23 protein-coding genes are annotated in these 23,645 nt (G+C 69.1%); 9 read left to right on the forward strand and 14 right to left on the reverse strand.

From position 1 onward, the window contains the following. Nucleotides 1-27 precede the first annotated feature (27 nt). The 7 genes from OVA17_RS00880 to OVA17_RS00910 form a co-directional block, all read right to left on the reverse strand. Nucleotides 28-3,513, reverse strand: a complete 3,486-nt coding sequence (locus OVA17_RS00880; RefSeq protein ID WP_267787607.1) for an error-prone DNA polymerase — start codon at nt 3,511-3,513, stop codon at nt 28-30. Between the two features lie 39 nt (nt 3,514-3,552). Continuing rightward, a complete protein-coding gene (locus OVA17_RS00885) occupies nt 3,553-5,097 on the reverse strand; it encodes a DNA polymerase Y family protein (protein ID WP_267787608.1) in 1,545 nt (514 codons plus the stop codon). Continuing rightward, nucleotides 5,097-5,813 carry a hypothetical protein gene (locus tag OVA17_RS00890; RefSeq protein WP_420712432.1) on the reverse strand — a complete coding sequence of 239 codons (717 nt, stop codon included), beginning with the start codon at nt 5,811-5,813 and terminating at the stop codon, nt 5,097-5,099. Before OVA17_RS00890 ends, OVA17_RS00885 begins: the two co-directional genes overlap by 1 nt. 167 nt (nt 5,814-5,980) lie before the next feature. Next, entirely contained in the window at nt 5,981-6,301 is a 321-nt protein-coding gene (locus OVA17_RS00895) for an isochorismatase family protein (protein ID WP_267787609.1), read from the reverse strand. A gap of 20 nt (nt 6,302-6,321) precedes the next feature. Further along, the gene (locus OVA17_RS00900; protein ID WP_267787610.1) at nt 6,322-6,819 is read right to left on the reverse strand and encodes an HNH endonuclease; all 498 of its coding nucleotides are present in this window, start codon (nt 6,817-6,819) and stop codon (nt 6,322-6,324) included. Nucleotides 6,820-7,157: 338 nt separating this feature from the next. After that, a complete protein-coding gene (locus OVA17_RS00905) occupies nt 7,158-7,874 on the reverse strand; it encodes a M23 family metallopeptidase (RefSeq protein WP_267787611.1) in 717 nt (238 codons plus the stop codon). Nucleotides 7,875-8,317: 443 nt separating this feature from the next. Next, on the reverse strand, nt 8,318-9,016 hold the full coding sequence (locus tag OVA17_RS00910) for a metal-dependent transcriptional regulator (RefSeq protein WP_210073793.1): 699 nt from the start codon (nt 9,014-9,016) through the stop codon (nt 8,318-8,320). Nucleotides 9,017-9,115: 99 nt separating this feature from the next. Here OVA17_RS00910 and serC point away from each other — a divergent pair, with 99 nt between their 5' ends. Then, a complete protein-coding gene (gene serC / locus OVA17_RS00915; protein ID WP_267787612.1) occupies nt 9,116-10,237 on the forward strand; it encodes a phosphoserine transaminase in 1,122 nt (373 codons plus the stop codon). A gap of 58 nt (nt 10,238-10,295) precedes the next feature. On the opposite strand, the gene OVA17_RS00920 is transcribed toward serC, so the two are convergent. Next, nucleotides 10,296-10,868: a DUF3027 domain-containing protein gene (locus OVA17_RS00920; RefSeq protein ID WP_267787613.1), complete on the reverse strand. Its 573-nt coding sequence runs from the start codon at nt 10,866-10,868 to the stop codon at nt 10,296-10,298. Then, nucleotides 10,852-11,235: a cold-shock protein gene (locus OVA17_RS00925; protein WP_210073787.1), complete on the reverse strand. Its 384-nt coding sequence runs from the start codon at nt 11,233-11,235 to the stop codon at nt 10,852-10,854. The genes OVA17_RS00920 and OVA17_RS00925 overlap by 17 nt, the downstream gene beginning before the upstream one ends. Nucleotides 11,236-11,342: 107 nt before the next feature. Here OVA17_RS00925 and OVA17_RS00930 point away from each other — a divergent pair, with 107 nt between their 5' ends. The 6 genes from OVA17_RS00930 to OVA17_RS00955 all read left to right on the forward strand — a co-directional run bounded on the left by OVA17_RS00930 (nt 11,343) and on the right by OVA17_RS00955 (nt 18,498). After that, nucleotides 11,343-11,621, forward strand: coding sequence for a multidrug ABC transporter ATPase (locus OVA17_RS00930; protein WP_210073785.1), 279 nt, complete (start codon nt 11,343-11,345; stop codon nt 11,619-11,621). 4 nt (nt 11,622-11,625) lie between these two features. Beyond that, a complete protein-coding gene (locus OVA17_RS00935; RefSeq protein ID WP_267787614.1) occupies nt 11,626-13,353 on the forward strand; it encodes a helicase-associated domain-containing protein in 1,728 nt (575 codons plus the stop codon). A 47-nt stretch (nt 13,354-13,400) separates the two neighbouring features. Continuing rightward, nucleotides 13,401-15,050: a DNA repair helicase XPB gene (locus OVA17_RS00940; protein WP_210073781.1), complete on the forward strand. Its 1,650-nt coding sequence runs from the start codon at nt 13,401-13,403 to the stop codon at nt 15,048-15,050. Nucleotides 15,051-15,119: 69 nt separating this feature from the next. Further along, on the forward strand, nt 15,120-15,812 hold the full coding sequence (locus OVA17_RS00945) for a response regulator transcription factor (protein ID WP_055838218.1): 693 nt from the start codon (nt 15,120-15,122) through the stop codon (nt 15,810-15,812). A 135-nt stretch (nt 15,813-15,947) separates the two neighbouring features. After that, nucleotides 15,948-17,618, forward strand: a complete 1,671-nt coding sequence (locus tag OVA17_RS00950) for a sensor histidine kinase (protein ID WP_210074183.1) — start codon at nt 15,948-15,950, stop codon at nt 17,616-17,618. Between the two features lie 52 nt (nt 17,619-17,670). Beyond that, complete coding sequence (locus tag OVA17_RS00955; RefSeq protein WP_267787615.1) at nt 17,671-18,498, forward strand: MerR family transcriptional regulator; 828 nt, start codon at nt 17,671-17,673, stop codon at nt 18,496-18,498. 75 nt (nt 18,499-18,573) lie between these two features. On the opposite strand, the gene groL is transcribed toward OVA17_RS00955, so the two are convergent. The 5 genes from groL to OVA17_RS00980 form a co-directional block, all read right to left on the reverse strand. After that, nucleotides 18,574-20,193, reverse strand: coding sequence for a chaperonin GroEL (gene groL / locus OVA17_RS00960; protein ID WP_210073777.1), 1,620 nt, complete (start codon nt 20,191-20,193; stop codon nt 18,574-18,576). A gap of 170 nt (nt 20,194-20,363) precedes the next feature. Next, complete coding sequence (locus tag OVA17_RS00965; protein ID WP_056229192.1) at nt 20,364-20,564, reverse strand: cold-shock protein; 201 nt, start codon at nt 20,562-20,564, stop codon at nt 20,364-20,366. A 131-nt stretch (nt 20,565-20,695) separates the two neighbouring features. Continuing rightward, nucleotides 20,696-21,298, reverse strand: a complete 603-nt coding sequence (locus OVA17_RS00970) for a LytR C-terminal domain-containing protein (RefSeq protein WP_210073775.1) — start codon at nt 21,296-21,298, stop codon at nt 20,696-20,698. A gap of 35 nt (nt 21,299-21,333) precedes the next feature. Next, nucleotides 21,334-21,588 (reverse strand): DUF3263 domain-containing protein, encoded by a 255-nt coding sequence (locus OVA17_RS00975; RefSeq protein WP_267787616.1) that lies wholly within the window; start codon nt 21,586-21,588, stop codon nt 21,334-21,336. A 24-nt stretch (nt 21,589-21,612) separates the two neighbouring features. Continuing rightward, entirely contained in the window at nt 21,613-22,584 is a 972-nt protein-coding gene (locus OVA17_RS00980; protein WP_267787617.1) for a DUF2332 family protein, read from the reverse strand. A 71-nt stretch (nt 22,585-22,655) separates the two neighbouring features. On the opposite strand from OVA17_RS00980, the gene msrB reads away from it, so the two are divergent. Both msrB and OVA17_RS00990 read left to right on the forward strand, forming a co-directional pair. Then, nucleotides 22,656-23,063, forward strand: a complete 408-nt coding sequence (msrB, locus tag OVA17_RS00985) for a peptide-methionine (R)-S-oxide reductase MsrB (protein ID WP_103206243.1) — start codon at nt 22,656-22,658, stop codon at nt 23,061-23,063. Beyond that, nucleotides 23,060-23,629, forward strand: a complete 570-nt coding sequence (locus tag OVA17_RS00990; protein WP_267787618.1) for a nitroreductase family protein — start codon at nt 23,060-23,062, stop codon at nt 23,627-23,629. Before msrB ends, OVA17_RS00990 begins: the two co-directional genes overlap by 4 nt. The last annotated feature ends 16 nt before the right edge of the window (nt 23,630-23,645 follow it).

A 23,645-nucleotide genomic window follows, 5' to 3' on the forward strand; every position in this document is an offset into this window, starting at 1 on the left:
GCCCGAGTCTAGTGATGACGTCCGACGTCATCGGAAGTCTCGCGACGAGTGGGCCACGCCCACCCGAAGATCGGTGAACCCGTCGGCGACCACGTTCGTCACTCCCTCGACCGAGCGCTCGAGCACCCCCCGCACGATCAGGGCGGGGGATTCGCGGGCGACCCGGCGGTACCTGTTCCAGACGCCGACCGAGCAGATGATGTTCATCAAACCGTGCTCGTCTTCGAGGTTGAGGAACGTGATCCCGGAGGCCGTGGCCGGCCGCTGCCGGTGAGTGACGAGCCCCGCCACCTCGATCCGCCGATTGGTCTCGAAGGTGCGCAGTTCGCTCGAGGTCAGCACGCCGCGGGCGTCGAGCGCGGCACGGAAGTGGGTGAGCGGATGGTCGTCGGCCGACAGCCCCGTCGCCCACAGGTCGGACGCGAGGATCTCGTAGCTCGACGGATCGGTGAACAACGGCGGCTGTACGGCCACCAGCGAGTCGGGAAGGAACTCCGGGCGATCCAGAGCGGCCGAACCCGACAGCCAGATCGCCTCGCGCCGTGTGTGCCCGAGGCACTCGAATGCCCCGGCCGTGGCGAGGGCCTCGAGCTGAGCCGTCACCAGCCCCGTACGGCGCACGAGGTCGCGCAGGTCTCGGTAGTCCCCGTTGGTGTCTCGCTCGGTGACGATGCGCTCGGCGACCTTGACCCCGATGCCGGTGACCCCCGCCAGACCGAGACGCACGGCGAACCCCCCGTCACGGCGATGGGCGGGACTCTCGTCGGCTTCGGAGGGGTCGAACTCCCCCGTCGGCGACTGAACCGCGTGCGCGCACGCATCGAGCCCTGTCGGCGCGCGCCTCCCCGGGCAGGCTGCCGATTTCTCGTCTGCTCCTGAGCCCGCGGCATCCGCCTGCCCGGTGACGGCATGATCCGGTGTGTCGCCGATTCCCTCGAGGGTCGCTTCGACCCCCGAGCGCAGCAGGTCTGGTCGACGCACCTGCACCCCGTGCCGTCGGGCGTCGGCGGTGAGCGTGGCGGGTGAGTAGAACCCCATGGGCTGCGCGCGCAGGAGACCCGCGAGGAACGCCGCCGGGTAGTGCAGCTTGATCCAAGAACTGGCGTAGACCAACAGCGCGAACGACAGCGAGTGCGACTCCGCGAAACCGAAATTGGCGAACGCCTGGATCTTGGCGTACAACTCGTCGGCGACCTGCCCCACCAGGCCGTTCTCGGCCATACCCGCGTACAGCGTCTCGCGCAGGGAATCGATGCGCTCGAGCCCGCGCTTGGAGCCCATGGCCCGGCGGAGCAGGTCGGCGTCTTCGGCGGAGCAGTTGCCGATGGCGACGGCCATCTGCATCAGCTGCTCTTGGAACACCGGCACCCCCATCGTCCGCGCGAGCACCGGTTCGAGCTTGGGGTGGACGTAGGTGATCTCTTCCTGCCCGAGCTTGCGCCGCACGAACGGGTGCACGGCCCCACCCTGGATGGGACCGGGGCGGATGAGGGCGATCTGCACCACCAGGTCGTAGAACTTGCGCGGCTGGAGTCTGGGCAGCAAGCCCATCTGCGCGCGCGACTCCACCTGGAACACCCCGATCGAGTCGGCGCGGCACAACATGTCGTAGACCGCCTTCTCTTCCTTGGGCAGCGTCGACAACTCCCAGTCCTCGCCCGTCGCCCCGCGGATGAGGTCGAAGCAGTACTGCAGAGCCGCGAGCATGCCGAGGCCCAGCAGGTCGAATTTGACCAGCCCCATCCACGCGGCGTCGTCTTTGTCCCACTGGATCACCGTGCGGTTCTCCATACGCGCGTGTTCGATGGGAACGACCTCTCCCACCGGGCGGTCGGTGAGCACCATGCCGCCCGAGTGGATGCCGAGGTGTCGCGGCGCCTTCAGCAGCTCCGACGCGAACTCGATGACCTGGTCGGGGATGTCGTGATCGGCCCCGGTCTCGAGCGTTGCACCCCACCGCTCGACCTGCTTCGACCAGGCATCCTGCTGCCCCGGAGAGTGGCCGAGCGCCCGCGCCATGTCGCGCACGGCGTTCTTCGGCCGGTACTGGATGACGTTCGCCACCTGTGCAGCCCGCTCGCGCCCGTACTCCTCGTAGACCCACTGGATGATCTCTTCGCGGCGGTCGGAGTCGAAGTCGACGTCGATGTCGGGCTCTTCGTCGCGCAGGCTCGACAGGAACCGCTCGAACGGGAGCTTGTAGAAGATCGAGTCGACCGCAGTGATGTCGAGCAGATAGCAGACGGCGCTATTGGCCGCCGAACCGCGCCCCTGGCAGAGGATGCCGCGCCGACGCGCCTCGGCGACGATGCCGTAGACGATGAGGAAGTAGCCCGGGAAGTCCTTCATCTCGATGACACCCAGTTCGCGCTCGATGCGGCGCCGGTCGTCGTCGGACAGGTTCGGGTACTTCCGTGGGGCGGCCTCCCATACCAGGTGGCGCAACCACGACATCGGCGTGTGCCCCTCGGGGACCTTCTGCTGCGGCAGCGCGGGCTTGGCCCGACGTAGCGGAAAGGCGATCTCGTCGGCGAGCTCGACCGTGCGGGCCACCGCTCCGGGATACCGCCGGAACCGCGCGGCCATCTCGACCCCCGAGCGCAGGTGCGCCCCGGCGTGAGCCGGGAGCCAGCCGTCCAACTCGTCGAGCCCGCGATTGGCCCGCACCGCGGCGACGGCGGCCGCGAGCAGCTCTTTCTGCGGAGCGGCGTAGTGCACGTTGTTGGTGGCGAGGATCGGCAGACCCCGGTCGGCGGCGAGGCCGGCGAGTACATCGTTGCGGCGGGAGTCGAGCGGGTCGCCGTGATCCGTCAGTTCGACGTAGACGGCCTCCGCGCCGAACAGGGCGACGAGGGTGTCGAGCTCACGCGCGGCTCCGGTCGGACCCTCGAAGGCGAGAGCCTGACGCACCGCCCCCTTTCGGCATCCGGTCAGCACCGCCCACTGCGGGTCACTCGGTCCTCCGGCGCGCTCGGCGAGGTCCTCGAGGTCGTAGACCGGTCGCCCTTTCTCGGCACCGGTGAGCTGGGCGTGGGTGATGGCCGCGGCGAGACGGTGGTACCCCTCTTCCTGACGGGCGAGGACGAGGAGGTGCGAACCCATCGGGTCGGCTTCACCGTTCTGGGGACCGGTGAGCCCGAGCGAGAGCTCCGCACCGAAGACGGTGTGCACCGCCCGCTGCTCGGCCGCCTCGGCGAATCGCACGATCCCGTAGAAGCCGTCGTGGTCCGTCAGAGCAAGAGCGTGCAGGCCCAGTCGCTCGGCCTCTTCGACGAGCTCTTCGGGAGAGGACGCACCGTCGAGGAACGAGTACGACGAGTGCGCGTGCAGTTCGGCATAGGGCACGGTGTCGGCCGGTCGCTCGATCGAGGGCGGTACGTAGGCGCCGCGCTTGTGCGACCACGCCGGGCTGTCGCCGCCGTCACCGTTCGGCGGGGCGCTGGTAGGACGGCGGGCGTCGCTGAGCAGGCGCTCGAGCTCCGACCACTTCACGGGAGGATTGGTCCACCCCATCAGCGCGCCCTCACCCCGAGGACGGAGTCGGGTCGGTTCTCAGTCATACCGCCCCTCCGCTCGCCACTCGCCCTCTTCGACCACCAGGAGCCACGCAGCCCCATCGGCGTCCACCACCTGGAACCGGTGCGCCTTGCGCGCGCGCAAGGCGTCCCACCCCCGCTCGCTGATCGGCCAGGGGCCCGCCCACTCGCTGATGCGGCGTCGCTGCCCCGCGGTCTCGAGAACGGCGGGCGGAGCGCTCAAGACGTCGCGCTCGCCCACCGTGACCGGAGCCCCCGCGATGTCGGTGACTCCCACCAGACGCGGTTCGGGGTAGACGGTGGCGGGCAGGGGGTCGGGGAGGCTACCGGGCCACGGCCGCGTCCGCACCTTGTCGGTGACCGCACGATCGCCCCACGGCACGAGCACCTGGCGCTCGGCGAGCCAGCGCCCGCCGCCGATCGTCGGGGTCACGACTGCGCGGTGTCCGAGCATGGCCTGCACGCGCGAGAGCGCGTGGTGCACACGCTCGTCGGGTCCGGCCCCGAACAGCCCCTTGGCGTGGTGCGCTGCGGCGTCGACGGCCTCGGGCTCGATGTGCACGCCCGCGACACCGCTGCCGAAGATGCCCTGGGCATCTTCGGCGAGCTGCCAACGCACGCGGTCGACCACCCCGGCGGCGTCGAACGAGCCGGGGTGCAGCCATACGCGCTCGCTGCGCTCGCCCCGCTCCCCCGAGAGCACGACCCGCAGCTCCGTGCAGACGAGGTCGTGCGCACCGAGCTGGGCGATGAACTCCTCGGCGGCCACGCGCATGCCGAATGCGATCTGGTCGGCGAGCTCGAGCGGAGGTTCGAACGCGACGTCGCGGTGCAGCTCGGGTGGGGGCGTGCGCGGCTCGACCGGTTGGGAGTCGAGCCCTCCGGCGAGCGCATGCAGGCGCACGCCCCTCTCGCCGAACCGCTCCCGCACCCGCTCGACCTGCAGCCCCGCCAGCTCACCGAGGGTATGCACGCCCAACCGCGACAGCAGGCTGCCGAACTCGTCGTCTTCGAGGGTCGCGATCGAGAGGGGCGCGAGGAAGGCTCCGGCCCCACCGGGCTCCACGATACGGACGGGATCTTCGACAGCCGCCGTCCGGGCCGCTTGCTCGGCGGTGAACACCCCGTCGGCGACACTCGCACGCACTCCGGCGAGCCCGTCGTCGTCGAGCTGACGGATCAGCATGCGAGCGGCCTGGAGCTCACCGCCGTAGTACCGCGCAGGTCCCCGCGCTCGAAGAGCGCAGAGCCCCGGCCGCACGACCTGAACCCCGGGAGCGCGCTCCTCGATCCGGGCGACCACCGGGGCGAACGCCCGCGCATCCCGCACCGGGTCGGCCGGCACCACCTGCAGCCCGGGGCACAGCGCCTGCGCGTCACGCCGTTTCTGCCCGCGGCGTACACCCTGCGCCCGCGCCGCCCACGAACACGCGACGACGATGTTGTGGGCGAACACCGCCACCGCGGCATCCGGTTGAGGAGGACTGACGGCCTCGCTCACGAACGCCGTGATGGGCCAGTCGGGGAACCACAGCACGAGGCTGCGCGTCGGGGCCCGCATCACCCCACCGCCCGCACAGGAAACGCATCGCGCTCGCGCGGGATCAGACGTTCGGCCGGAGCACCCAGCAGCTCGATCGACCCGTCGGCCGCGGGCAGCAGCATGCGGGCGCGCCTGGCGTTCGGCGAGCGACGGCTGGTCACCGATACGGTCAGCTCTCGACCGGCGAGGTACCCGTGCCCCGTGCCGAGCCCCGACCACCGGGGGTCGGCGACATCGATCACGGCTTCGGCCTGGGGCCAGGCTCCCTGCACGAGCAGCACCGACCCGCGATCGCGCAGACGCGCGGCCAATCGCGTGGTCTCTGCGCCCCCGCGCGCGGCCGTCGACCCCGAGGGAGGGCGCACGGCCACCATGGGGAGCACCTCGGTGATCGTCGCCGTCACGGCCAACCACCGGGGGCCCGGATCGGGGATGAAGACGAGACGGTCGAGATCGAGACCGTACTTCTCAGCAGCCTCGGCGCCGAGCTCGGGCATGCCGATCACCCCGCACCAGGCCCCCTCTTGGGAGGGACGGGCCATGAGCGCCAGCAGAAGAGAGGCCGATCGGGCCAGCGCGTACGCCGACCCCGATCGCAGACCCCCACCGGGCAGCAACGGCGAGAACGCCGGGTGCGTCGGCAGAACGGGGGCGTCCATGCGGCGCCCCTGCATGCGCTCGAGGCGATCGCGCAACGCATGGATATCGGGTACGGCCTGTACCTGGTCTCTCACGATCGCCCTCACTCCCACAGGTTAGAACATCTGTTCGATGACCTCAATCCCTGTGGGTCGAAGATACGATCGACCTCCGACATTGCACAGAAAGCCCCGGCCTTGCGGCCGAACGGGCACGCCGACCCCCGGCATCCCACCGATGACGACCCCGCACGGGCGTCGCCTCAGACCAGATCGGCCGTCGCGGCGATCCGCGCGAACCCTCCCTGCTGCAGCACGACGGCGGTATTCGCCATGAGCTCGACCGCCGTACGGGTCACCGTCCCGAGCCCCGCGATCTCTCCGCTCAGGTCGAAGGTGCGCGTGGCATCCAGCACCACCGTCACGTCGTAGCCGAGGTTGCCGGCCATGCGTGCCGTCGTCTCGACGCACATGTTCGTCTGTATGCCGCAGATCACCAGCTCCCGGATGCCGCGCTCGCGCAGCCACGCGTGCAGATCGGGATCGCCGTAGAACGCCGAGTTGACGTTCTTCGACGCACCCACGAGGGACGCCGGTGCCGGGCTCAGGCCGCAAGCGCCAGATACGGCTCCCAGCGCGGGTCGCTCTTGTCCACACCTCGCACGGTCCACGACGAACCCCGCGGGGGCGCCGGCACCAACCGCAGCTCCCAGCGCATCTCCTGCGGAGTGCGATCGCCCTTGACGTTGTTGCAGAGCAGACAACAGGCCACGAGGTTCTCCCACGTGTCCTTGCCGCCCCGCGAACGGGGAAGCACGTGATCGATCGTCGACGCCGCTTTACCGCAGTACCCGCAGCGGTGCGCGTCGCGGCGCAGGACCCCGCGACGGGTGACCGGGACCTGGCGGGCACCCGGCACCCGCACATAACGCGTCAGAATGATCACCGCCGGACGATCGTAGGTTCCGCGGGCGGCCCAGACCGGGTCCTCGTCGACGCTCTCGATGACCGTGGCCTTGTCGTTCATGACGAGCACGAGGGCTCGCTTGAAGGACACGACCGCGAGGGGCTCGTAGCCCGCGTTCAGCACCAGTGTGCGCATTTCTCGTCCTCTCGAATGGCCGAGACGGCTTCTCGGATGTTCGACTCGCGACGACGGCAGGCCCGAAAGGGTATGAAAAAGGCGCTGCCTAGACAGACAGCGCCTGAGAAGTCGCGGCGGGGCCGCGGCATCCGATCACACGATGCCGAAGAACGAGCAGCCCGAGCGCATCCATGGTGCGGATGCGCGGGCTGGTGTTCATCGGCTGGTCCCTTCGGTTCTTCCGACGTCGGTGACAGGCTAACCCACCACGACACGCCCGGGGTCGGCCGAGGGGGCAAACGGAAAGCGGCGTGTCGGAGAACGATGTCCTCCGCCACGCCGCCCCGTCAGAAGAATCAGCCGGCGTTCTGCTGCAGCCAGGCGTAAGGATCGACGACCGAGCCGTTGATGTGCACCTCGAAGTGGAGGTGATTGGCGGTCGAGCTGCCCGTCGACCCGACCAGGCCGATGAGCTGACCGGGGGCGACGGTCTGGCCGGCCTGCACCTGACGGCTGCCGTAGGTCATGTGGCCGTACGTGGTCGATACCTTCTGGCCGTTGATTACGTGCTCGATCACGATCGCGACACCGTATCCGCCGTAGCTCTCCTGCGAGACGCTGACGACTCCACCGGCGGCGGCGAAGATGGGCTGACCGCCGGGAGCGAGCAGGTCGACACCCTGGTGATAGCCGGAATCCCACAGACCACGACCGAGGGTGTAGCTCGTGAGGGGCCAGCGCACCTCGCCCGATCCGGGTGCGGTCATGTTGAGGTCGATGGAGCTCACCGAGGTCGACGCCTTCGAGGCGTTGGCGGCGAGCTGGCGGGCGCGCTCGGCGGCGGCGGCGGCTGCTGCCTCTTGATCCTTCTTCTTCTGGATCTCGTCAGCCGTGGTGGCCGAGTAGCTGCTGCGGTCGAGGGTCTCAGCGGCGGCGTCGGACGCCACGACCAGCGACTGGTTGTCGGCAGCCGACATCTCTTGCAACGTCATGGTCTCGGCGGCCGGCATGGTCGCGGCGTAGGCGGGGATCGCGACGGTCGCGACGAGGCCGGCGACCATCGAGAGGATCACCGCGCTGCGCAGCGGTTTGCCGACACGGCGAGGCGACGATGCGCCTCGAGCGGGGGTGGGGCGAACAACCGGAGCAGTCGTGAGGGGCGCGGTCTGCAGAGCGCGGCTCGTCGGTCGGGTCACCGCGGCACGAGTGCTCTTGCGGGTGGGTTCCGTCGCGGTGCCTTCGGGTAGGTCCGCTGCGGGCTCGTTGTGTTCAGCCAAAGTTCCTCCGGCGCCTCTGCGTCTTCGGGGACGCTGGCTCGTCAGCACTCGAATACGGGGCACGATGTGCGGGCTGGGCCCTGCGCGGACGACGAGCCGATGAGGCAAACCGCGAGGGGTCCGACGGCGGGCTTCTCACCTGTGGACTTTCTGAGGCTACCCGAAGATAACGAACAAGTCACGCTCCGGTAACCGCTCCCAGGCGATGCTCGGCCCGACCTTGCGGAAAGCGGCCGAGCTCAGTCCTCGGCGACCAGGAAGATGTGCGAGGCCACCTCGACGGGCAGTTCGAGCCCCTCGTCGACGCCGTCCATCTGGATGAGGACGTATCCCTCGTTGAAGCGGTAGTCACCGCGGGCGCCCGGCAGGACGCCGGCAGCCTTGAGCTGCTGCAGCAGCTCGGGATCGACCTGAGCGGGCTCGGCGAGCCGGCGAACCGTACCCGTGATGGGGGCGCCCGCATCCGTCAGCTTGCGGACCAGACCGATCACTCCGTCGTCGAAGGTGGCGCTCGCTGCGTCGCCGAGCTGATCGAGACCCGGGATCGGGTTGCCGTACGGCGACTCGGTGGGGTGGCCGAGGAGCTCGACGAGCCGACGCTCCACCTGCTCGCTCATCACGTGCTCCCAACGGCAGGCCTCATCGTGCACGTACGCCCAGTCGAGACCGATGACGTCGCTGAGCAGACGCTCGGCGAGCCGGTGCTTGCGCATGACGTCGACGGCCTTCTGACGGCCGGAGTCCGTCAGCTCGAGGCGGCGGTCTTCCGACACGACCACGAGACCGTCGCGCTCCATGCGACCGACCGTCTGAGAGACGGTGGGTCCCGAATGCCCCAGGCGCTCGGAGATGCGCGCGCGCAGCGGCACGATCTTTTCCTCTTCGAGTTCGAGGATCGTACGCAGATACATCTCGGTGGTGTCGATCAGGTCGGTCATTCGGGTGTCCTCGATCTCGCGCGGCAAGTCCTCCCAGCCTACCGACCCCCTCCGACATGAGCGCGGGCGGCGTCCGAGGGTGACCCTAGAATCGGTGCCATGTCGCACGTGGAACTGCCCGCCGATCTCCTGCCCGCCGACGGTCGCTTCGGGTGCGGCCCCTCGAAGGTGCGCGGTGCGCAGCTCGAGGCCCTCGTCACCCGCGGTGCGTCGATCCTCGGAACCTCGCACCGCCAGGCACCGGTGAAGAACCTCGTCGCCACCACGCGCGAGCGCCTGTCGCAGCTGTTCCGTCTGCCCGAGGGGTACGAGATCATCCTCGGCAACGGCGGGTCGACGGCCTTCTGGGATGCCGCCGCGTTCGGGCTCATCGAGAACCGCAGCCAGAACCTCGTCTTCGGTGAGTTCGGCGGCAAGTTCGCCTCGGCGGCCGCCGCCCCGTGGCTGCAGGCACCCGACGTGCGCAAGGTCGAGCCCGGTACGCGCTCGGCGGCCGAGGCCGTCGCCGGCGTCGACGTCTACGCCTGGCCGCACAACGAGACCTCGACGGGGGTGGCCGCCCCGATCCGGCGCGTGGAGGCGGATGCCGGAGCCCTCACCGTCATCGACGCGACCAGCGCCGCGGGAGGCATCGACTTCGATGTGGCACAGGCGGACGTCTACTACTTCGCGCCCCAGAAGAACCTCGGCTCCGACGGAGGGCTCTGGTACGCCGCTGTCTCGCCCGCCGCCATCGAGCGGATCGAGCGGATCGCGGCATCCGGCCGCTACATCCCCGAGTTCCTCAGCCTGAAGAACGCGCTCGACAACTCGCGTCTCGAGCAGACGCTCAACACCCCTGCTCTCGCGACGCTCCTGCTCCTCGACGACCAGCTCGGATGGATCCTCGACAACGGCGGCCTCTCGTGGGCCGGCGCCCGAACCGCCGAATCGTCCGGCGCTCTCTACGAGTGGGCCGATGCGAGCGCGGTGGCGACTCCCTTCGTGAAGGATCCCGCCGACCGCTCCCCCGTGGTCGTCACGATCGACTTCGACGACAGCATCGACGCCGCGGCGATCGCCAAGAGCCTGCGCGCGAACGGCATCGTCGACACCGAGCCGTACCGGAAGCTCGGCCGCAACCAGCTGCGCATCGCGACCTTCGTCTCGATCGAGCCCGAGGATGTGCGCCGCCTCATCGGCGCGATCGACTATACGATCGAGCGCCTGCCGCAGGCTTGAGCTGACAAGAACGAAGGCCGTCCCGCACCAGCGGGACGGCCTTCGTCATGAGCGGCGGTCAGTAGCTGCGATCGCCCTCGTCGTAGTCGTCGTCATCGGAGTCTTCGTCGTCCGAGTCGACATCTTCGTCCGAGTCGACATCGTCGTCCGCGCCGTCGAACTCGTCGATGTCGACGCCGTCGAGGTCTCCCGCGTGGAAGCGCGCCTTCGGCTCGTCGTCGTCTTCGTCGTCCTCATCGTCGTCGTCCGGCTCGTCATCGTCCGGCTCGTCTTCGTCGGTGTCGTCGTCCTCGACGACCGCAGCGACCTGGGCCGCCTGGTACTCCGCCAGACGAGTCGCCCACGGCACCCAGTCGGGGGCCAACAGAGCGCCGTCGCCGGGCAGCAGTTCCACCTCGAGCACGGTCGGCTCGGAGCCGTCCACGACGGCCACGGTGACCGTCCAGAACCAGCCCGGGTAGCCCGCGAGCCGGGTGTGGAAGCGCAGCGAGACCGCTCCGCCTTCCTCCGCGGTGTATCCGGCTGCGGGGCCGACGGTGTCGGCCGGGGTGATCTCGTGCAGGGCGGCGAGCGCGAGGTCGTGGGCGCCGGTCAGGCGCTCATCGACGGGCTGCTCAGGCTTCGAAGTCATCGGCGACCTTGCGCAGGACCGCGGCGATCTTCTGCGCGTGCGGAGCGTTGGGGTAGCGACCGCGTCGCAGGTCCCCTCCGATACCGTCGAGCAGCTTGACGAGGTCTTCGACGATGATCGCCATGTCGTCGGCGGGCTTGCGCGAGCGCTTCGACAGGCTCACGGGAGCATCGAGAACGCGCACCGACAGCGCCTGCAGACCGCGCTTTCCATCGGCGACCCCGAATTCGAGGCGCGTCCCGGCCTTCGGTCCGGGGGCTCCGGCGGGCAGGGCGGTTGCGTGCAGGAACACGTCCTGGCCGTCATCGGTGACGATGAAGCCGAAGCCCTTCTCGTCGTCGTAGAACCTGACCTTGCCGGTGGGCATGGACACCTCGCTGGATGAGTGCGCGGAAAGCGCGGCGGAACGCGGGACCCGAACGGATCCCGGTCTTCCAGCCTACGGCACCGCCGCCAGGCGGTAGGCTGAGCCCGATGAGCACCCGCACCTCCGGTGGCAGCACACCGGGCGACGACGTCCCCGTCCGCCGCATCGACCGCATTCTCGCGTTCATGTCGCTGGGCCTTCTCGCGCTGTCGATCGTGTGCTTCTTCGCCATCATCATCGGCTCCAGTTCCGGAGCCGACATGGGTTCCGGCGTCTGGCCCGTCATCGGCCTCCTCGTCTACGTCGCTCCCCCGGTGGCATTCGCGTGCCTCCTCGCCGTGCTCATCATGAGCTTCATCCGAAGGGCCAAGGCCAACAAGGCCTGACGACGTGCCCGAGACCTCCGCACAACGCGCACTTGCGGTCTCGTTGAGCGCGCGCAGCGACACCGACCTCGCTCGACTCTTCGCCGACCGCCACATCTCGCCGTCGAGCACGTGGCGCGACATGTTCGACGCGGCTGAAGCACTGCTCGACCCGGTCTCGGTCGCGCGCGGGCTTCCCGCGCTGAGTCGTGACGAAGCCGTCGCCCTGCTCGACGCCGCCGAGGGACGACCGACGACCGGTGAGATCGGCGAGCGGCTGAGATCCCGTGCCCTCATCGGAGACGACGGGCTCCCCTTCCCCACGGTGATCGACGCCGCGCGCGAGATCCTGCCCTCGGGGATCCCGGATGCCGCGCCCCCGCGCCGCACCCATGCGACACCCGAGAGCACCGGGGCCGCCTCCGAAGCGGTGTTCACCAACGCGGCATCCCTCGCCGACATCCTCATGCAGACCCTCGACGCCCCGCTCGGACGCATCGGATCGGGGTCGCTGGGCGCGACCGAGAGACGACGCCTCGTCGACGCCGGGGCCGTGACCACCGCAGCCGAAGCGGACCTGCTCGTCGGGCTCGCGGCCGAGGTGGGCCTTCTCGGAACGAACGAGCGTGCCTGGCTCGTTTCTCCCGCCGGGCGCGAGTGGCTGCGCCTGCCGACTCTCGAACGATGGCAGCGCACCGCAGAGGCCCTGCGTGACGCCCTTCCGTCGGCGTACCGCTCCACCGACGGCGGGTGGATCCCCAGCGAGCACTGGCGCTCCGCGACACCGTTCGACCCCGAAGGCCCCGACCGCGCAGACCTCTGGATCAAGCGCCTGGTCCGCTGGGGGCTCCTCGACGCCGACGGCCACGCGACCCCCTGGGCGCTCCCGCTGGCCGAAGGCGGCGACGTCGACACCTCGGCCCTGCGCGAGCTGCTGCCGCCCGAGGTCGATCGCGTGTACCTGCAGAACGACCTGACGGCGATCGCCCCCGGTCCTCTCGCTCCGCACCTCGACGTGCGGCTGCGCTCGATGGCCGCGCGCGAGTCGCGGGCTCAAGCCTCGAGCTATCGCTTCAGCGCGGCGAGCATCGGCGCCGCGATCACCGCGGGCGAGACGGCGGACAGCCTTCGCGCCTTCCTGACCGGTATCTCGCTCACGGGCCTCCCCCAGCCGCTCGCGTACGTCATCGAGCGCACCGCCGCCGAACACGGCCGCGTGCGCGTCACCGCCGACGCGCAGTCGCACCTCACTCGAGTCATGACGGACGACGAGACGCTTCTGCGATCGATGGAAGTCGACCAGTCGCTGCGCTCGATCGCTCTCACCCGAACCGACGACGAACTGGTCTCGCACGTCTCGGCCGACGTCGTCTTCTGGGCCCTCACCGACGCGCACTACCCCGCGGTGGCGGTTGACGCCGAGGGGCGCCCGCGCGCTCTCGAGCGCGCCAAACTGGCATCCCCCGGTGCGACGTCAACGGCGCCCGCCGACACCTACGCCGACCTCATCGAGCGTCTGCGCACGGGCGCGGGAGACTCGGATGCCGCGTGGCTCGAGCGCGAACTCGATCAGGCGGTTCGCGCACGATCGATCATCGACGTGACGGTGCGCCTGCCCGACGGCTCTGCCCGCGTCTTCCGCTTGGAGGCCACCGGACTCGGCGGCGGACGCCTGCGCGGTCGCGACCGCGGAGCCGATGTCGAGCGCACCCTCCCCCTGTCGCACATCGACGGCGTCGCGCCCGTCGAGTGACGGCCGCGAACGCCCTGCCCTCTTCGACACCGGTAGACTCGAACGCTATGGCTGACGGCCCCCTTATCGTGCAGAGCGACCGCACCGTGCTCCTCGAAGTCGCGCACCCGCAGGCAGAGACGGCGCGGCATGAGCTCGCCGTCTTCGCCGAGCTCGAGCGTGCACCCGAGCACATCCACACGTATCGCATCACCCGCCTGGGGCTGTGGAACGCGCGTGCAGCCGGCCACGACGCCGAGGCCATGCTCGACACACTCGATCGGTGGTCCCGCTTCCCGGTGCCGGCCTCGGTCAGCACCGACATCCGCGAGTCCGTCAACCGGTACGGGCGCCTCGTCATCGAGCGCAACGACGAGGGCGAGCTCGTGCTGCGCTCGACCGACGCCGCGGTGCTCAGCGAGGTGTCACGCAACAAGCGCATCTCCCCGCTCCTGATCGGCCGCCCGAGCCCCGACAGCTTCCTCATCGACGCGTGGGCGCGCGGGCACATCAAACAGGAACTGCTGAAGATCGGCTGGCCCGCCGAAGACCTCGCCGGCTACACGCCCGGGACCCCGCACCCGATCGACCTGGCCGAGGACGGCTGGAGCCTCCGCCCTTACCAGCGCCAGGCGGTCGAATCCTTCTCCGAGGGCGGTTCCGGGGTCGTCGTCCTCCCGTGTGGAGCGGGTAAGACGCTCGTGGGTGCGGGCGCCATGGCCGACACCCGCACGACCACGCTCATCCTCGTCACGAACACCGTCAGCGCACGACAGTGGCGCGACGAGCTGCTGCGCCGCACGAGCCTCACCCCCGAAGAGATCGGCGAGTACTCCGGGCAGGTCAAAGAGATCAAGCCGGTCACCATCGCCACCTACCAGATCCTCACCGCGAAGCGGAAAGGCCAGTACGCCCACCTCGCCCTGCTCGACGCCCTCGACTGGGGCCTCGTGCTCTACGACGAGGTCCACCTGCTTCCCGCACCGGTGTTCAAGCTCACCGCCGACCTGCAGGCGCGCCGCCGCCTGGGCCTCACCGCAACTCTCGTGCGCGAGGACGGCCGCGAGGGAGACGTCTTCAGCCTGATCGGCCCGAAGCGCTTCGACGCGCCGTGGAAGGAGATCGAGGCTCAGGGCTTCATCTCACCCGCGGCCTGCTACGAGGTGCGTATCGACCTTCCCGCCGATGAGCGGCTCGAGTACGCCGCAGCCGCCGACGAGGATCGCTACCGTCTCGCCGCCACCGCCCCCGCGAAGATCGAGGTCGCCCGACGTCTGGTCGAACGGCATCCGGGTGAGAGGGTTCTGATCATCGGTCAGTATCTCGATCAGATCGACGAGCTCGCCGAGGCGTTGAACGCCCCGCAGATCACGGGCGCCACGCCGATCCCCGAGCGCGAGGAGCTCTTCCAGGGCTTCCGCGACGGGAGCATTCCGCTACTGGTCGTCTCCAAGGTCGCGAATTTCTCGGTCGACCTGCCCGAGGCCTCGGTCGCCATCCAGGTGTCGGGGTCGTTCGGATCGCGCCAAGAAGAGGCTCAGCGCCTCGGTCGACTTCTCCGACCGAAGCAGTCGAACCACACCGCGAGCTTCTACACGCTCATCGCGCGTGACACCGTCGACCAGGATTTCGCGCAGAATCGCCAGCGCTTCCTGGCCGAGCAGGGGTACGCCTACACGATCCTGGATGCCGACGGAATCGACGCCCAGGCCGCCTGACGCATACCAGCACGCGGCTTTCCGTTCCATATCCAGCACATTGCTGGGTCAGATCACGATAATGAGGGCATGACAGCTCCTCGCATCCTCGTCGTGGACGACGAACCGAACATCCGCGACCTGCTCATCACGAGCCTGCGCTTCGCCGGTTTCCAGGTGCGAGCCGTGGCCAACGGCGCGCAGACGATCTCGGCCGTACTCGAGGAGGAACCCGACCTCATCGTGCTCGACGTGATGCTCCCCGACATGAACGGGTTCAGCGTCACCAAGCGGCTGCGCGGCGCCGGCTACACCGCGCCGATCCTTTTCCTCACCGCGAAGGACGAGACCGAAGACAAGATCATGGGGCTCAACGCGGGTGGCGACGACTACGTCACCAAGCCGTTCAGCTTGGACGAGATCGTCGCCCGCATCCAGGCGATCCTGCGCCGCACGATGCAGGCCGACGAAGAGTCGATCATCCGCACCGGCGAACTGACGATGGATCAGGACACCCACGACGTCAGCGTCGGAGACGTCTCGATCGACCTGAGCCCGACCGAGTTCAAGCTCCTGCGCTACCTCATGCTGAACCCCAACCGGGTGCTCTCGAAGGCGCAGATCCTCGACCACGTGTGGGAGTACGACTTCAACGGCGACGCGGGGATCGTCGAGAGCTACATCTCGTACCTGCGCCGCAAGATCGATCCGCACTCCTCGGAGCCGCTCATCCAGACCAAGCGCGGCTTCGGCTACATGCTGAAGTCGGGCAAGACCGCCTGAGCGAAAGGCTCGCTCCTGTCGCACTCCGACGATTCGCTCACGCGCTGGTGGCGCGGGCTGAGCCTGCGCACCAAGGTCACCGGCGTCACCGTCGCGTTGCTCGCCATCGGGCTGTTCACCGCGGGCATCGGGACCATGGTGTTCTTGCGCACCACCCTGGTGAACAACCTCGACGAGCAGCTCGCGCAGCAGGCCGCCGGCAGTATCGCGAACAGCATCTTCACCACGGCTCCCGTCGACGGGCGGGTCGTCTTCTCGCAGGTGGAGAACGCCCCGCAGATCGGGTCGATGGTCGTCGTGTACGGTCCCGACGGACAGCGCGAGGCGTTCTACAACGGCACGTCGACGACCGCTCTGCCCGACATCCCCCCCACCTTCACGGTCGAGCAGACCTACAGCCAGATCGATCGCCGCATCGAACTCGAGTCGCCCGAGTCCGGTCAGCACTTCGTCGCCCGGGTGGGGGTGCTGCAGGTGCCCGGAAACCCCGGGGTCTACACGCAGATGGTGATCCAGCCGCTCGCCCCGACCGACCGGATCGTGGCCGCCTACATCGGCATCTACGCCTTCGTCGCGCTGCTGATCCTCATCGCCACGGCCTTGCTGACCCGGTGGCTCGTCACCCTCGCGTTCCGCAACCTCCGCCAGGTCGAGACGACGGCCATGGACATCGCGGCCGGTGACTTCAGCCAGCGACTGACGGACATCGTCCCCGACACCGAGGTGGGCCGGCTCAAGACCGCCATCAACGCGATGCTCGCCCGCATCGACGGCGCCCTCGGACAACGGGATGCCACCGTGCGGCAGATGCGTCGCTTCATCGGCGACGCCAGCCACGAACTTCGCACACCCCTCGTCACGATGCGCGGCTACGCGGAGTTGTACCGCATGGGGGCGATCCGCTCCGACGAGGATGTCGCGCAGTCGATGGAGCGTATCGAGAAGGAGGCGATCCGCATGGGGGCCCTGGTCGAGGACCTCCTCGCGCTCGCCCGCCTCGACGAACGCCGTGACGTCACCATCACCGCCCTCGACCTGCGCCCGATCGCGCGCGACGCCGCCCTCGACCTGCGGGTGACCTCGCCCCAGCGTGAGGTCACGGTCGACGACGCCACCTCGCGCGACGAGCTGATCCTTCCCACCATCACCCTCGACCCGCTCCTGGACGCCGGAGGCAAACCTGCGAACGGGAACGGTCGCCGTCGCACCGCTCCCACCACCTCGGCGATGGCGATAGCGGGCGCCACCCTCTCGCGGCTTCGGCGCCGATCGAAGGACGGCACCGAGTTGGCGGCATCCACTCCTGCGGATGGAACCCCGGCCACACCGATCGGCGTGGTCCGTCCCGTGCCGCGCCTCGCCCCCGTGGTCATGGGCGACGAGAACAAGGTGCGTCAGGTCGTGGCGAACCTGCTCGGCAACGCGCGGCGTTTCACCGCCGAGGACTCCCCCATCGGGCTGCGCGTCGGCGTCGACGGCGAGTCCGACATGGGATGGATCGAGATCATCGACCACGGCGAGGGGGTGCCGGAGCAGATCCGCGAGCAGATCTTCCAGCGCTTCTGGCGCGCCGACACCTCGCGCACCCGCGAGACCGGCGGCTCGGGTCTCGGCCTGTCGATCGTGGCATCCATCGTCGATCTGCTGCACGGCACGGTCGATGTGCGCGATACCCCCGGGGGCGGAGCGACCTTCCGCGTCTCCCTCCCCCTCGCTGATCGCCGCGACGCCCAGGAGCACGCACTCATCGAGACGCAGCCGCTCGAACGCCTGCCCGAGGGGTACCGGCCCGACGCGCAGACGTGACGGACGCCCCGACGCTTGACCCTCACACGATGTGAGAGGACACGATGGCTTCATGGCCGAGACCCCGAACCTGATGAGCATCGGTCGGTTCAGCGCCCTCACCCGCCTGTCGGTGCGGATGCTCCGCCACTACGACAGTCATGGTGTGCTGGTCCCCGCCGACATCGACCCCTGGACCGGATACCGGCGCTATGCTCCGCACCAGCTGATCGACGCGGCCGACGTGCGCAACCTCCGCGACGTGGGCTTCGGCGTCTCCGCCATCGGCGCCCTCCTCGACGCGCGTGGCACTCCGGCGTGGACTCGCGCACTGCAGATGCAGCGCGCGGAACTTCATGAGGAAGCTCGCGCAGCGAGGGAGAGGGTGTCGCTGATCACCCGCCTTCTCGAAACCGGAGACCATCCCATGTCCATCACGCTCACCCGCACCACCGTCCCCGCACTGACCGCGGTAGCCCTGCGCGGCACCGTGGCGTCCTACTCCCACGAGGGGGAGCTCTGGGGCCGCCTCATGCCTCTCCTCGCCGAGCGGTCGATCGCACCGATCGGAGCCTGCGGCGTCATCGAGCACGACGACCAGTACGTCGAGCACGATGTCGATCTGTCGATCTTCCTGCCCGTCGCCCCCGGGACGACGGTGGACGCCCCTCTCACCGTGATCGAGCTGCCTCCCCGGGACTGCCTCGTCGCGCGTGTGACGGGCCCGTACGAGCAGATCGCACAGGCGCACGACATGATCAACGCCCGCCTCGTGGAAGACGGCTTGAGCCCGCGCGGCGACGACACTCTCGCCTCGCGCGTCTTCAACGTCTACCTGACCACCCCCGACCGCGTACCGGGTGACGCTCTGGTCACCGACGTCTGCCGCCCGCTGAGCTGAGAGCGGCCACGTCCGCAACACGCAGAACGCCCCCTCCCAGAGGAGGGGGCGTTCCGTGTGTTGCCTAGGCGGGGATCAGAAGTCCATGCCACCGGTCGGGTCGCCCGCGGGAGCGGCGACCTTCTCGGGCTTGTCGGCGACGACGACCTCGGTGGTGAGGAAGAGGCCGGCGATCGAGGCGGCGTTCTGCAGAGCCGAACGGGTCACCTTGGCGGGGTCGATGATGCCCTGTGCGAACAGGTCACCGTACTCGCCGGTCGCGGCGTTAAGGCCGTGGCCCACGGGGAGCTCGGCGACCTTGTTCGCGACGACGCCGGGCTCGAGACCGGCGTTGAGCGCGATCTGCTTGAGCGGGGCCTCGATGGCGACGCGCACGATGTTCGCGCCCGTGGCCTCGTCACCCGTGAGCTCGAGGTTCGCGAGAGCGTTCTTGCCGGCCTGGATGAGCGCGACGCCACCACCGGCGACGACACCCTCTTCCACGGCGGCCTTGGCGTTGCGCACGGCGTCTTCGATGCGGTGCTTGCGCTCCTTGAGCTCGACCTCGGTCGCGGCTCCGGCCTTGATGACGGCGACGCCACCGGCGAGCTTCGCGAGGCGCTCCTGGAGCTTCTCGCGGTCGTAGTCGCTGTCGGTGTTCTCGATCTCGCGGCGGATCTGGGTCACGCGACCCTCGATCAGCTCCGACTCGCCGGCACCCTCGACGATCGTGGTCTCGTCCTTGGTGATGATGACCTTGCGCGCACGGCCGAGCAGGTCGACGGTCGCGTTCTCGAGCTTGAGGCCCACCTCTTCGGTGATGACCTGGCCGCCGGTGAGGATCGCGATGTCCTGCAGCTGCGCCTTGCGACGGTCGCCGAAGCCGGGAGCCTTGACGGCGACCGACTTGAAGATGCCGCGGATCTTGTTCAGCACCAGGGTCGCGAGCGCTTCGCCCTCGACGTCCTCGGCGATGATGAGGAGCTCCTTGCCCTCCTGGATCACCTTGTCGACGATCGGCAGAAGGTCCTTGATGTTGGAGATCTTCTGGTTGGCGATCAGGATGTAGGGGTCTTCGAAGACCGCTTCCTGACGCTCGGGGTCGGTGACGAAGTAGGGGTTGATGTACCCCTTGTCGAAGCGCATGCCCTCGGTGAGCTCGAGCTCGGTGCCGAAGGTGTTCGACTCCTCGACGGTGACGACGCCTTCCTTGCCCACCTTGTCGATGGCCTCGGCGATGAGCTCGCCGATCGCGGGGTCGGCGGCGGAGATCGACGCGGTCGCGGCGATCTGCTCCTTCGACTCGACCTCCTTGGCGGAGGCGAGGAGCTCGTCGGTGACGGCCTTGACGGCCTTCTCGATGCCCTTCTTGAGCGAGATGGGGTCGGCGCCGGCGGCGACGTTGCGCAGGCCCTCGCGCACGAGCGCCTGGGCGAGAACGGTGGCGGTGGTGGTGCCGTCACCCGCGACGTCGTCGGTCTTCTTGGCGACCTCCTTGACCAGCTCGGCGCCGATCTTCTCGTACGGGTCGTCGAGCTCGATCTCCTTGGCGATCGAGACACCGTCGTTCGTGATCGTGGGGGCGCCCCACTTCTTCTCGAGCACGACGTTGCGACCGCGGGGGCCCAGGGTCACCTTGACGGCGTCGGCGAGAGTGTTGAGGCCGCGCTCGAGACCGCGCCGGGCCTCTTCGTCGAAAGCGATGATCTTTGCCATAAGTGTGTCGTCCCTCCCGGACGGGTGACTTGCAGATTTTGGCACTCGACGAAAGCGAGTGCTAATTCATTCTGGCACTCGCCCCTAGGGAGTGCAAGCCACGAGCCGCCCCGTAAACGCCGAACGCCGCGGCATCCGGAAGTCGGATGCCGCGGCGTTCTCGCCAGAGCTCAGGCCAGGCGAACGGACTCCGCCTGAGGGCCCTTCTGACCGGTGCCGACGGTGAACTCGACGGCCTGCCCCTCTTCGAGGACACGGAAACCCGACATCTCGATGCTCGAGTAGTGGACGAAGACGTCCTGCCCGTCATCGACGGTGATGAAGCCGAAGCCCTTCTCGGCGTTGAACCATTTGACAGTGCCCTGCGTCATGCGAATCTCCTGTTGCTGAACGACGAGGTCATCGTAAGCACGGAGGATGCCGCGGAATCGGGGTTCCGGAGCATTGTTGACGCGCGTGCATCCAAGTTGTTACGCCGCGGAAACACGCGGCGCCCGCGGACTCAGGAGGAGGGGGAAGCGGAGGGCTGACCGCTCGCGCGGTCGAGGCCGATCACGACGATCAGGCGCTTGACGTCGCTCTCGTCGGCCGGGGTGTTCGGGTCGTCCGTCGGCTGCAGGAAGTCGCTCTGCGCGATCTGCGCACCGCCGATCGTCTGGGCCAGGCCCTCGGCCGCGGCCGCGTCGCTCTCGAGGCGGTAGTAGATCGTGGTGTCGGCGAAATCGGTGCTGTCGGAGTTGCCGGTCTCGACGTTGTCGCCGCTCCAGCCCGCGGCCACGATCTGGTCGCGAACGGAGGCCGCGAGGCCGTTGTCGGGAGTGCCGTTGAGCACGACCACCGAGTACGACGTGTCGACGACGGCCGGGATGGTCGGCTCGACCGAGACGGTCGGGCTGGGCGCGGCGTCGGAACCGAGCGAGATACGCCCCGAGACCAGGAGCGTCGCGAAGATGCCGGCGATGATCAGCACCAGGGTGGCGATGGCCGCCCACAGGAACACGATCCATCCGCGCAGACGGGGGTTCTCGGCCCGGTGAGCGCCGACGCGGCCGGATTCAGTCGGCAGGTCGTCGAAGCGATCCCGAGGGAAGGTCGATCTGGCCATTGGACGATGCTATCGGTCGCGTCGAGGCGAGCCCGTCAGCGGGCCGCCGTACGGCCGAGACGAGCGCGGTGCTGATCCGCCGCGTCATCGCGCCGCCGCCGCAACCGGCGCACGAGCATCGGATCGTGTGCGAGCGCCTCGGGGGTGTCGATCAAGCGCCCGAGCAGCTGGTAATACCGGGCAGGCGTCACCGAGAACTCCGCGCGGATGGCCTCTTCTTTCGCGCCCGCGTGACGGCGCCACTGGCCCTCGAAAGCGAGGAAGGCGAGGTCACGGTCCGACAGAGGCACGCCGTTACGCTACTGCGCCATCGCTCACGATCCCGGATGCCACGCCACCCACGCCCCGAGAGGGTCGACCTCCGCGAGCACCTCCCCATCGAGAGCGAGGGCGAATCCGCCCCGCACGGGCTCGGGGCGCCGCGTCCAGCCGTCGTGCAGGCCGGGCGCGTCGAGGGTAATCCACCTGCCTGCCGCCCGGGCGGCATCGATCACGGCGGCGCGGTGCACCCGGGGCACGTGAGCGAGCACGCCCGGAGTGGTCACGACCAGAGTCGCCCCGGCCGGAGCCTGGGCGGCGAGCGCGGGAAGGGCCTCGGCGCCGTCGCCCGCGACGAGCAGAGGCGGGTCGGCCGCCGCGATGTCGAGCGCCCCCTCGATGCGTTCGAGACGCCCCTCCTCCCCCGGCCAGACGAGGCCGGTGAGCCAGTCGCGGTCCTGCGCGCGGCGGGCGTCGAGGGGGCTGAGGTCGATGCCCGCACGCCAGACGATCTGCGGCATGTGCAGGTCGGGGTGCCCCTCGAGGTCGCTGTCGAGAACCACGCGACTCGGGCCGTCGACGGGGTCGACCGCGACGATCTCTTCACGGTGATAGCGGTACGAGTACCGATCGGCATAGAGGCAGAGCCCCGCGCTCACGCCCACCTCGAGCAGGGCGATCGGCCCCTCGATCAGAGCGAGGGCGGGGAGCAGGGCCGCGCAGCGGAGGGGCTCGTTGGTCTGCACGCTCCGGCGACCGCATTCCTCGACGATGGCGTCAGCGTGGGCCGTGACCCATGAAGCCCACGCATCGACGTCGTCGAGGGGCGCGCCGAGCAGACGCATCACGGCGAACACCAGCGGCGGCTGTCGTCGCGTCTCGGGGATCCGCGCGAGGGCGGCAGCCACCGCGGTGTCGTCCGCGACACGCTCCGCCCAGTTCGCGTACACCGCCGAACGACCGGGAGCCTCGTCTTCGGAGAAACGCCGATAACGATCGACGACGGCGGTCACGGCATCCTGGGTCACCCGGAGATTATGCCGTCACGACCTGACCGCTGCCGGGCACGAGAGAATAGAGCCGAAGAAGGAGAGTGAACATGACCTACGCCGTCGACAAGTCCGACGACCAGTGGCGCGCCGAACTCAGCCCCGAGCAGTACGCGGTGCTTCGCCAGGCGGGTACCGAGCGCGCCTGGACCGGTGAGCTGCTCGACGAGAGCCGTGCCGGTCTCTACACCTGCGCCGCCTGCAACGCCGAGCTTTTCCAGAGCGGTACCAAGTTCGACTCGCACTGCGGGTGGCCGAGCTTCTACGAGTCGGTCCGCCCCGAGGCGGTCGAGCTCATCGAAGACAACAGCCACGGCATGCAGCGCACCGAGGTCCGCTGCGCCAACTGCGGCTCTCACCTGGGACACGTCTTCCCCGACGGTTTCGGCACGCCCACCGGCGACCGGTACTGCATGAACTCGCTGTCGCTCAACTTCACCCCCGAAGACAAGGCATGAGCGCACTCGAGGCGATGCGCGACCGCCGGTCGTGGTCGAAGGTCACCGACCTCGCCCCCACCGGTCCCGAGCTCGAGGCGTTCGTCGCCGCGGCCGGTCGCGTCGCCGACCACAAGAGTCTGAAGCCCTGGCGGCTCATCGAGATCCGCGGCGCCGACCGCGACATCCTCGCCCGCGCGCTGAACAAGGCGGATGGCAAGAAGGGGATGTCGTCGAAGCCCCGGCGCGCACCGCTGATCATCGCGGTGGTGGCGAACCTCCGCTCGAAGAAGATCCCCGCCTGGGAGCAGGAGGCCGTGGCATCCGGAGTCGCCCACATGTTGAGCCTCGTGCTCGACGAAGCGGGCTTCGGCGTGTTCTGGCGCACCGACGACAAGACCCGCAGCAAGGTGCTCGCCAAGGCGCACGGGCTCGACAAGGGCGAGGTCCTGCTCGGTTGGCTCTACATCGGCGGCAAGCCCCCTCGCACCCGCGCCACACGACGCAAGACCGTGGATGCCGCCAAGCACATCTCACGCATGCCCGGAGGCAAGAAGAAGCGCTCGGTCGACGAGACGCGTCTCTGACCCCTGCTCGTTCGAC

This window comes from Microbacterium sp. SL75 (assembly GCF_026625865.1).
Taxonomy (GTDB): domain Bacteria; phylum Actinomycetota; class Actinomycetes; order Actinomycetales; family Microbacteriaceae; genus Microbacterium.

Coding starts and splice junctions, on each gene's coding strand:
- OVA17_RS00885 (WP_267787608.1), bottom strand. CDS start 5,097: ATGCGGGCCCCGACGCGCAGCCTCGTGCTGTGGTTCCCCGACTGGCCC.
- msrB (WP_103206243.1), top strand. CDS start 22,656: ATGACCTACGCCGTCGACAAGTCCGACGACCAGTGGCGCGCCGAACTC.
- OVA17_RS00965 (WP_056229192.1), bottom strand. CDS start 20,564: ATGACGCAGGGCACTGTCAAATGGTTCAACGCCGAGAAGGGCTTCGGC.
- OVA17_RS00940 (WP_210073781.1), top strand. CDS start 13,401: ATGGCTGACGGCCCCCTTATCGTGCAGAGCGACCGCACCGTGCTCCTC.
- OVA17_RS00910 (WP_210073793.1), bottom strand. CDS start 9,016: ATGACCGACCTGATCGACACCACCGAGATGTATCTGCGTACGATCCTC.
- OVA17_RS00930 (WP_210073785.1), top strand. CDS start 11,343: ATGAGCACCCGCACCTCCGGTGGCAGCACACCGGGCGACGACGTCCCC.
- OVA17_RS00950 (WP_210074183.1), top strand. CDS start 15,948: ATGGTGTTCTTGCGCACCACCCTGGTGAACAACCTCGACGAGCAGCTC.
- OVA17_RS00990 (WP_267787618.1), top strand. CDS start 23,060: ATGAGCGCACTCGAGGCGATGCGCGACCGCCGGTCGTGGTCGAAGGTC.
- OVA17_RS00925 (WP_210073787.1), bottom strand. CDS start 11,235: ATGCCCACCGGCAAGGTCAGGTTCTACGACGACGAGAAGGGCTTCGGC.
- OVA17_RS00955 (WP_267787615.1), top strand. CDS start 17,671: ATGGCCGAGACCCCGAACCTGATGAGCATCGGTCGGTTCAGCGCCCTC.
- OVA17_RS00970 (WP_210073775.1), bottom strand. CDS start 21,298: ATGGCCAGATCGACCTTCCCTCGGGATCGCTTCGACGACCTGCCGACT.
- groL (WP_210073777.1), bottom strand. CDS start 20,193: ATGGCAAAGATCATCGCTTTCGACGAAGAGGCCCGGCGCGGTCTCGAG.
- OVA17_RS00945 (WP_055838218.1), top strand. CDS start 15,120: ATGACAGCTCCTCGCATCCTCGTCGTGGACGACGAACCGAACATCCGC.
- OVA17_RS00920 (WP_267787613.1), bottom strand. CDS start 10,868: ATGACTTCGAAGCCTGAGCAGCCCGTCGATGAGCGCCTGACCGGCGCC.
- serC (WP_267787612.1), top strand. CDS start 9,116: ATGTCGCACGTGGAACTGCCCGCCGATCTCCTGCCCGCCGACGGTCGC.
- OVA17_RS00880 (WP_267787607.1), bottom strand. CDS start 3,513: ATGGGGTGGACCAATCCTCCCGTGAAGTGGTCGGAGCTCGAGCGCCTG.
- OVA17_RS00900 (WP_267787610.1), bottom strand. CDS start 6,819: ATGCGCACACTGGTGCTGAACGCGGGCTACGAGCCCCTCGCGGTCGTG.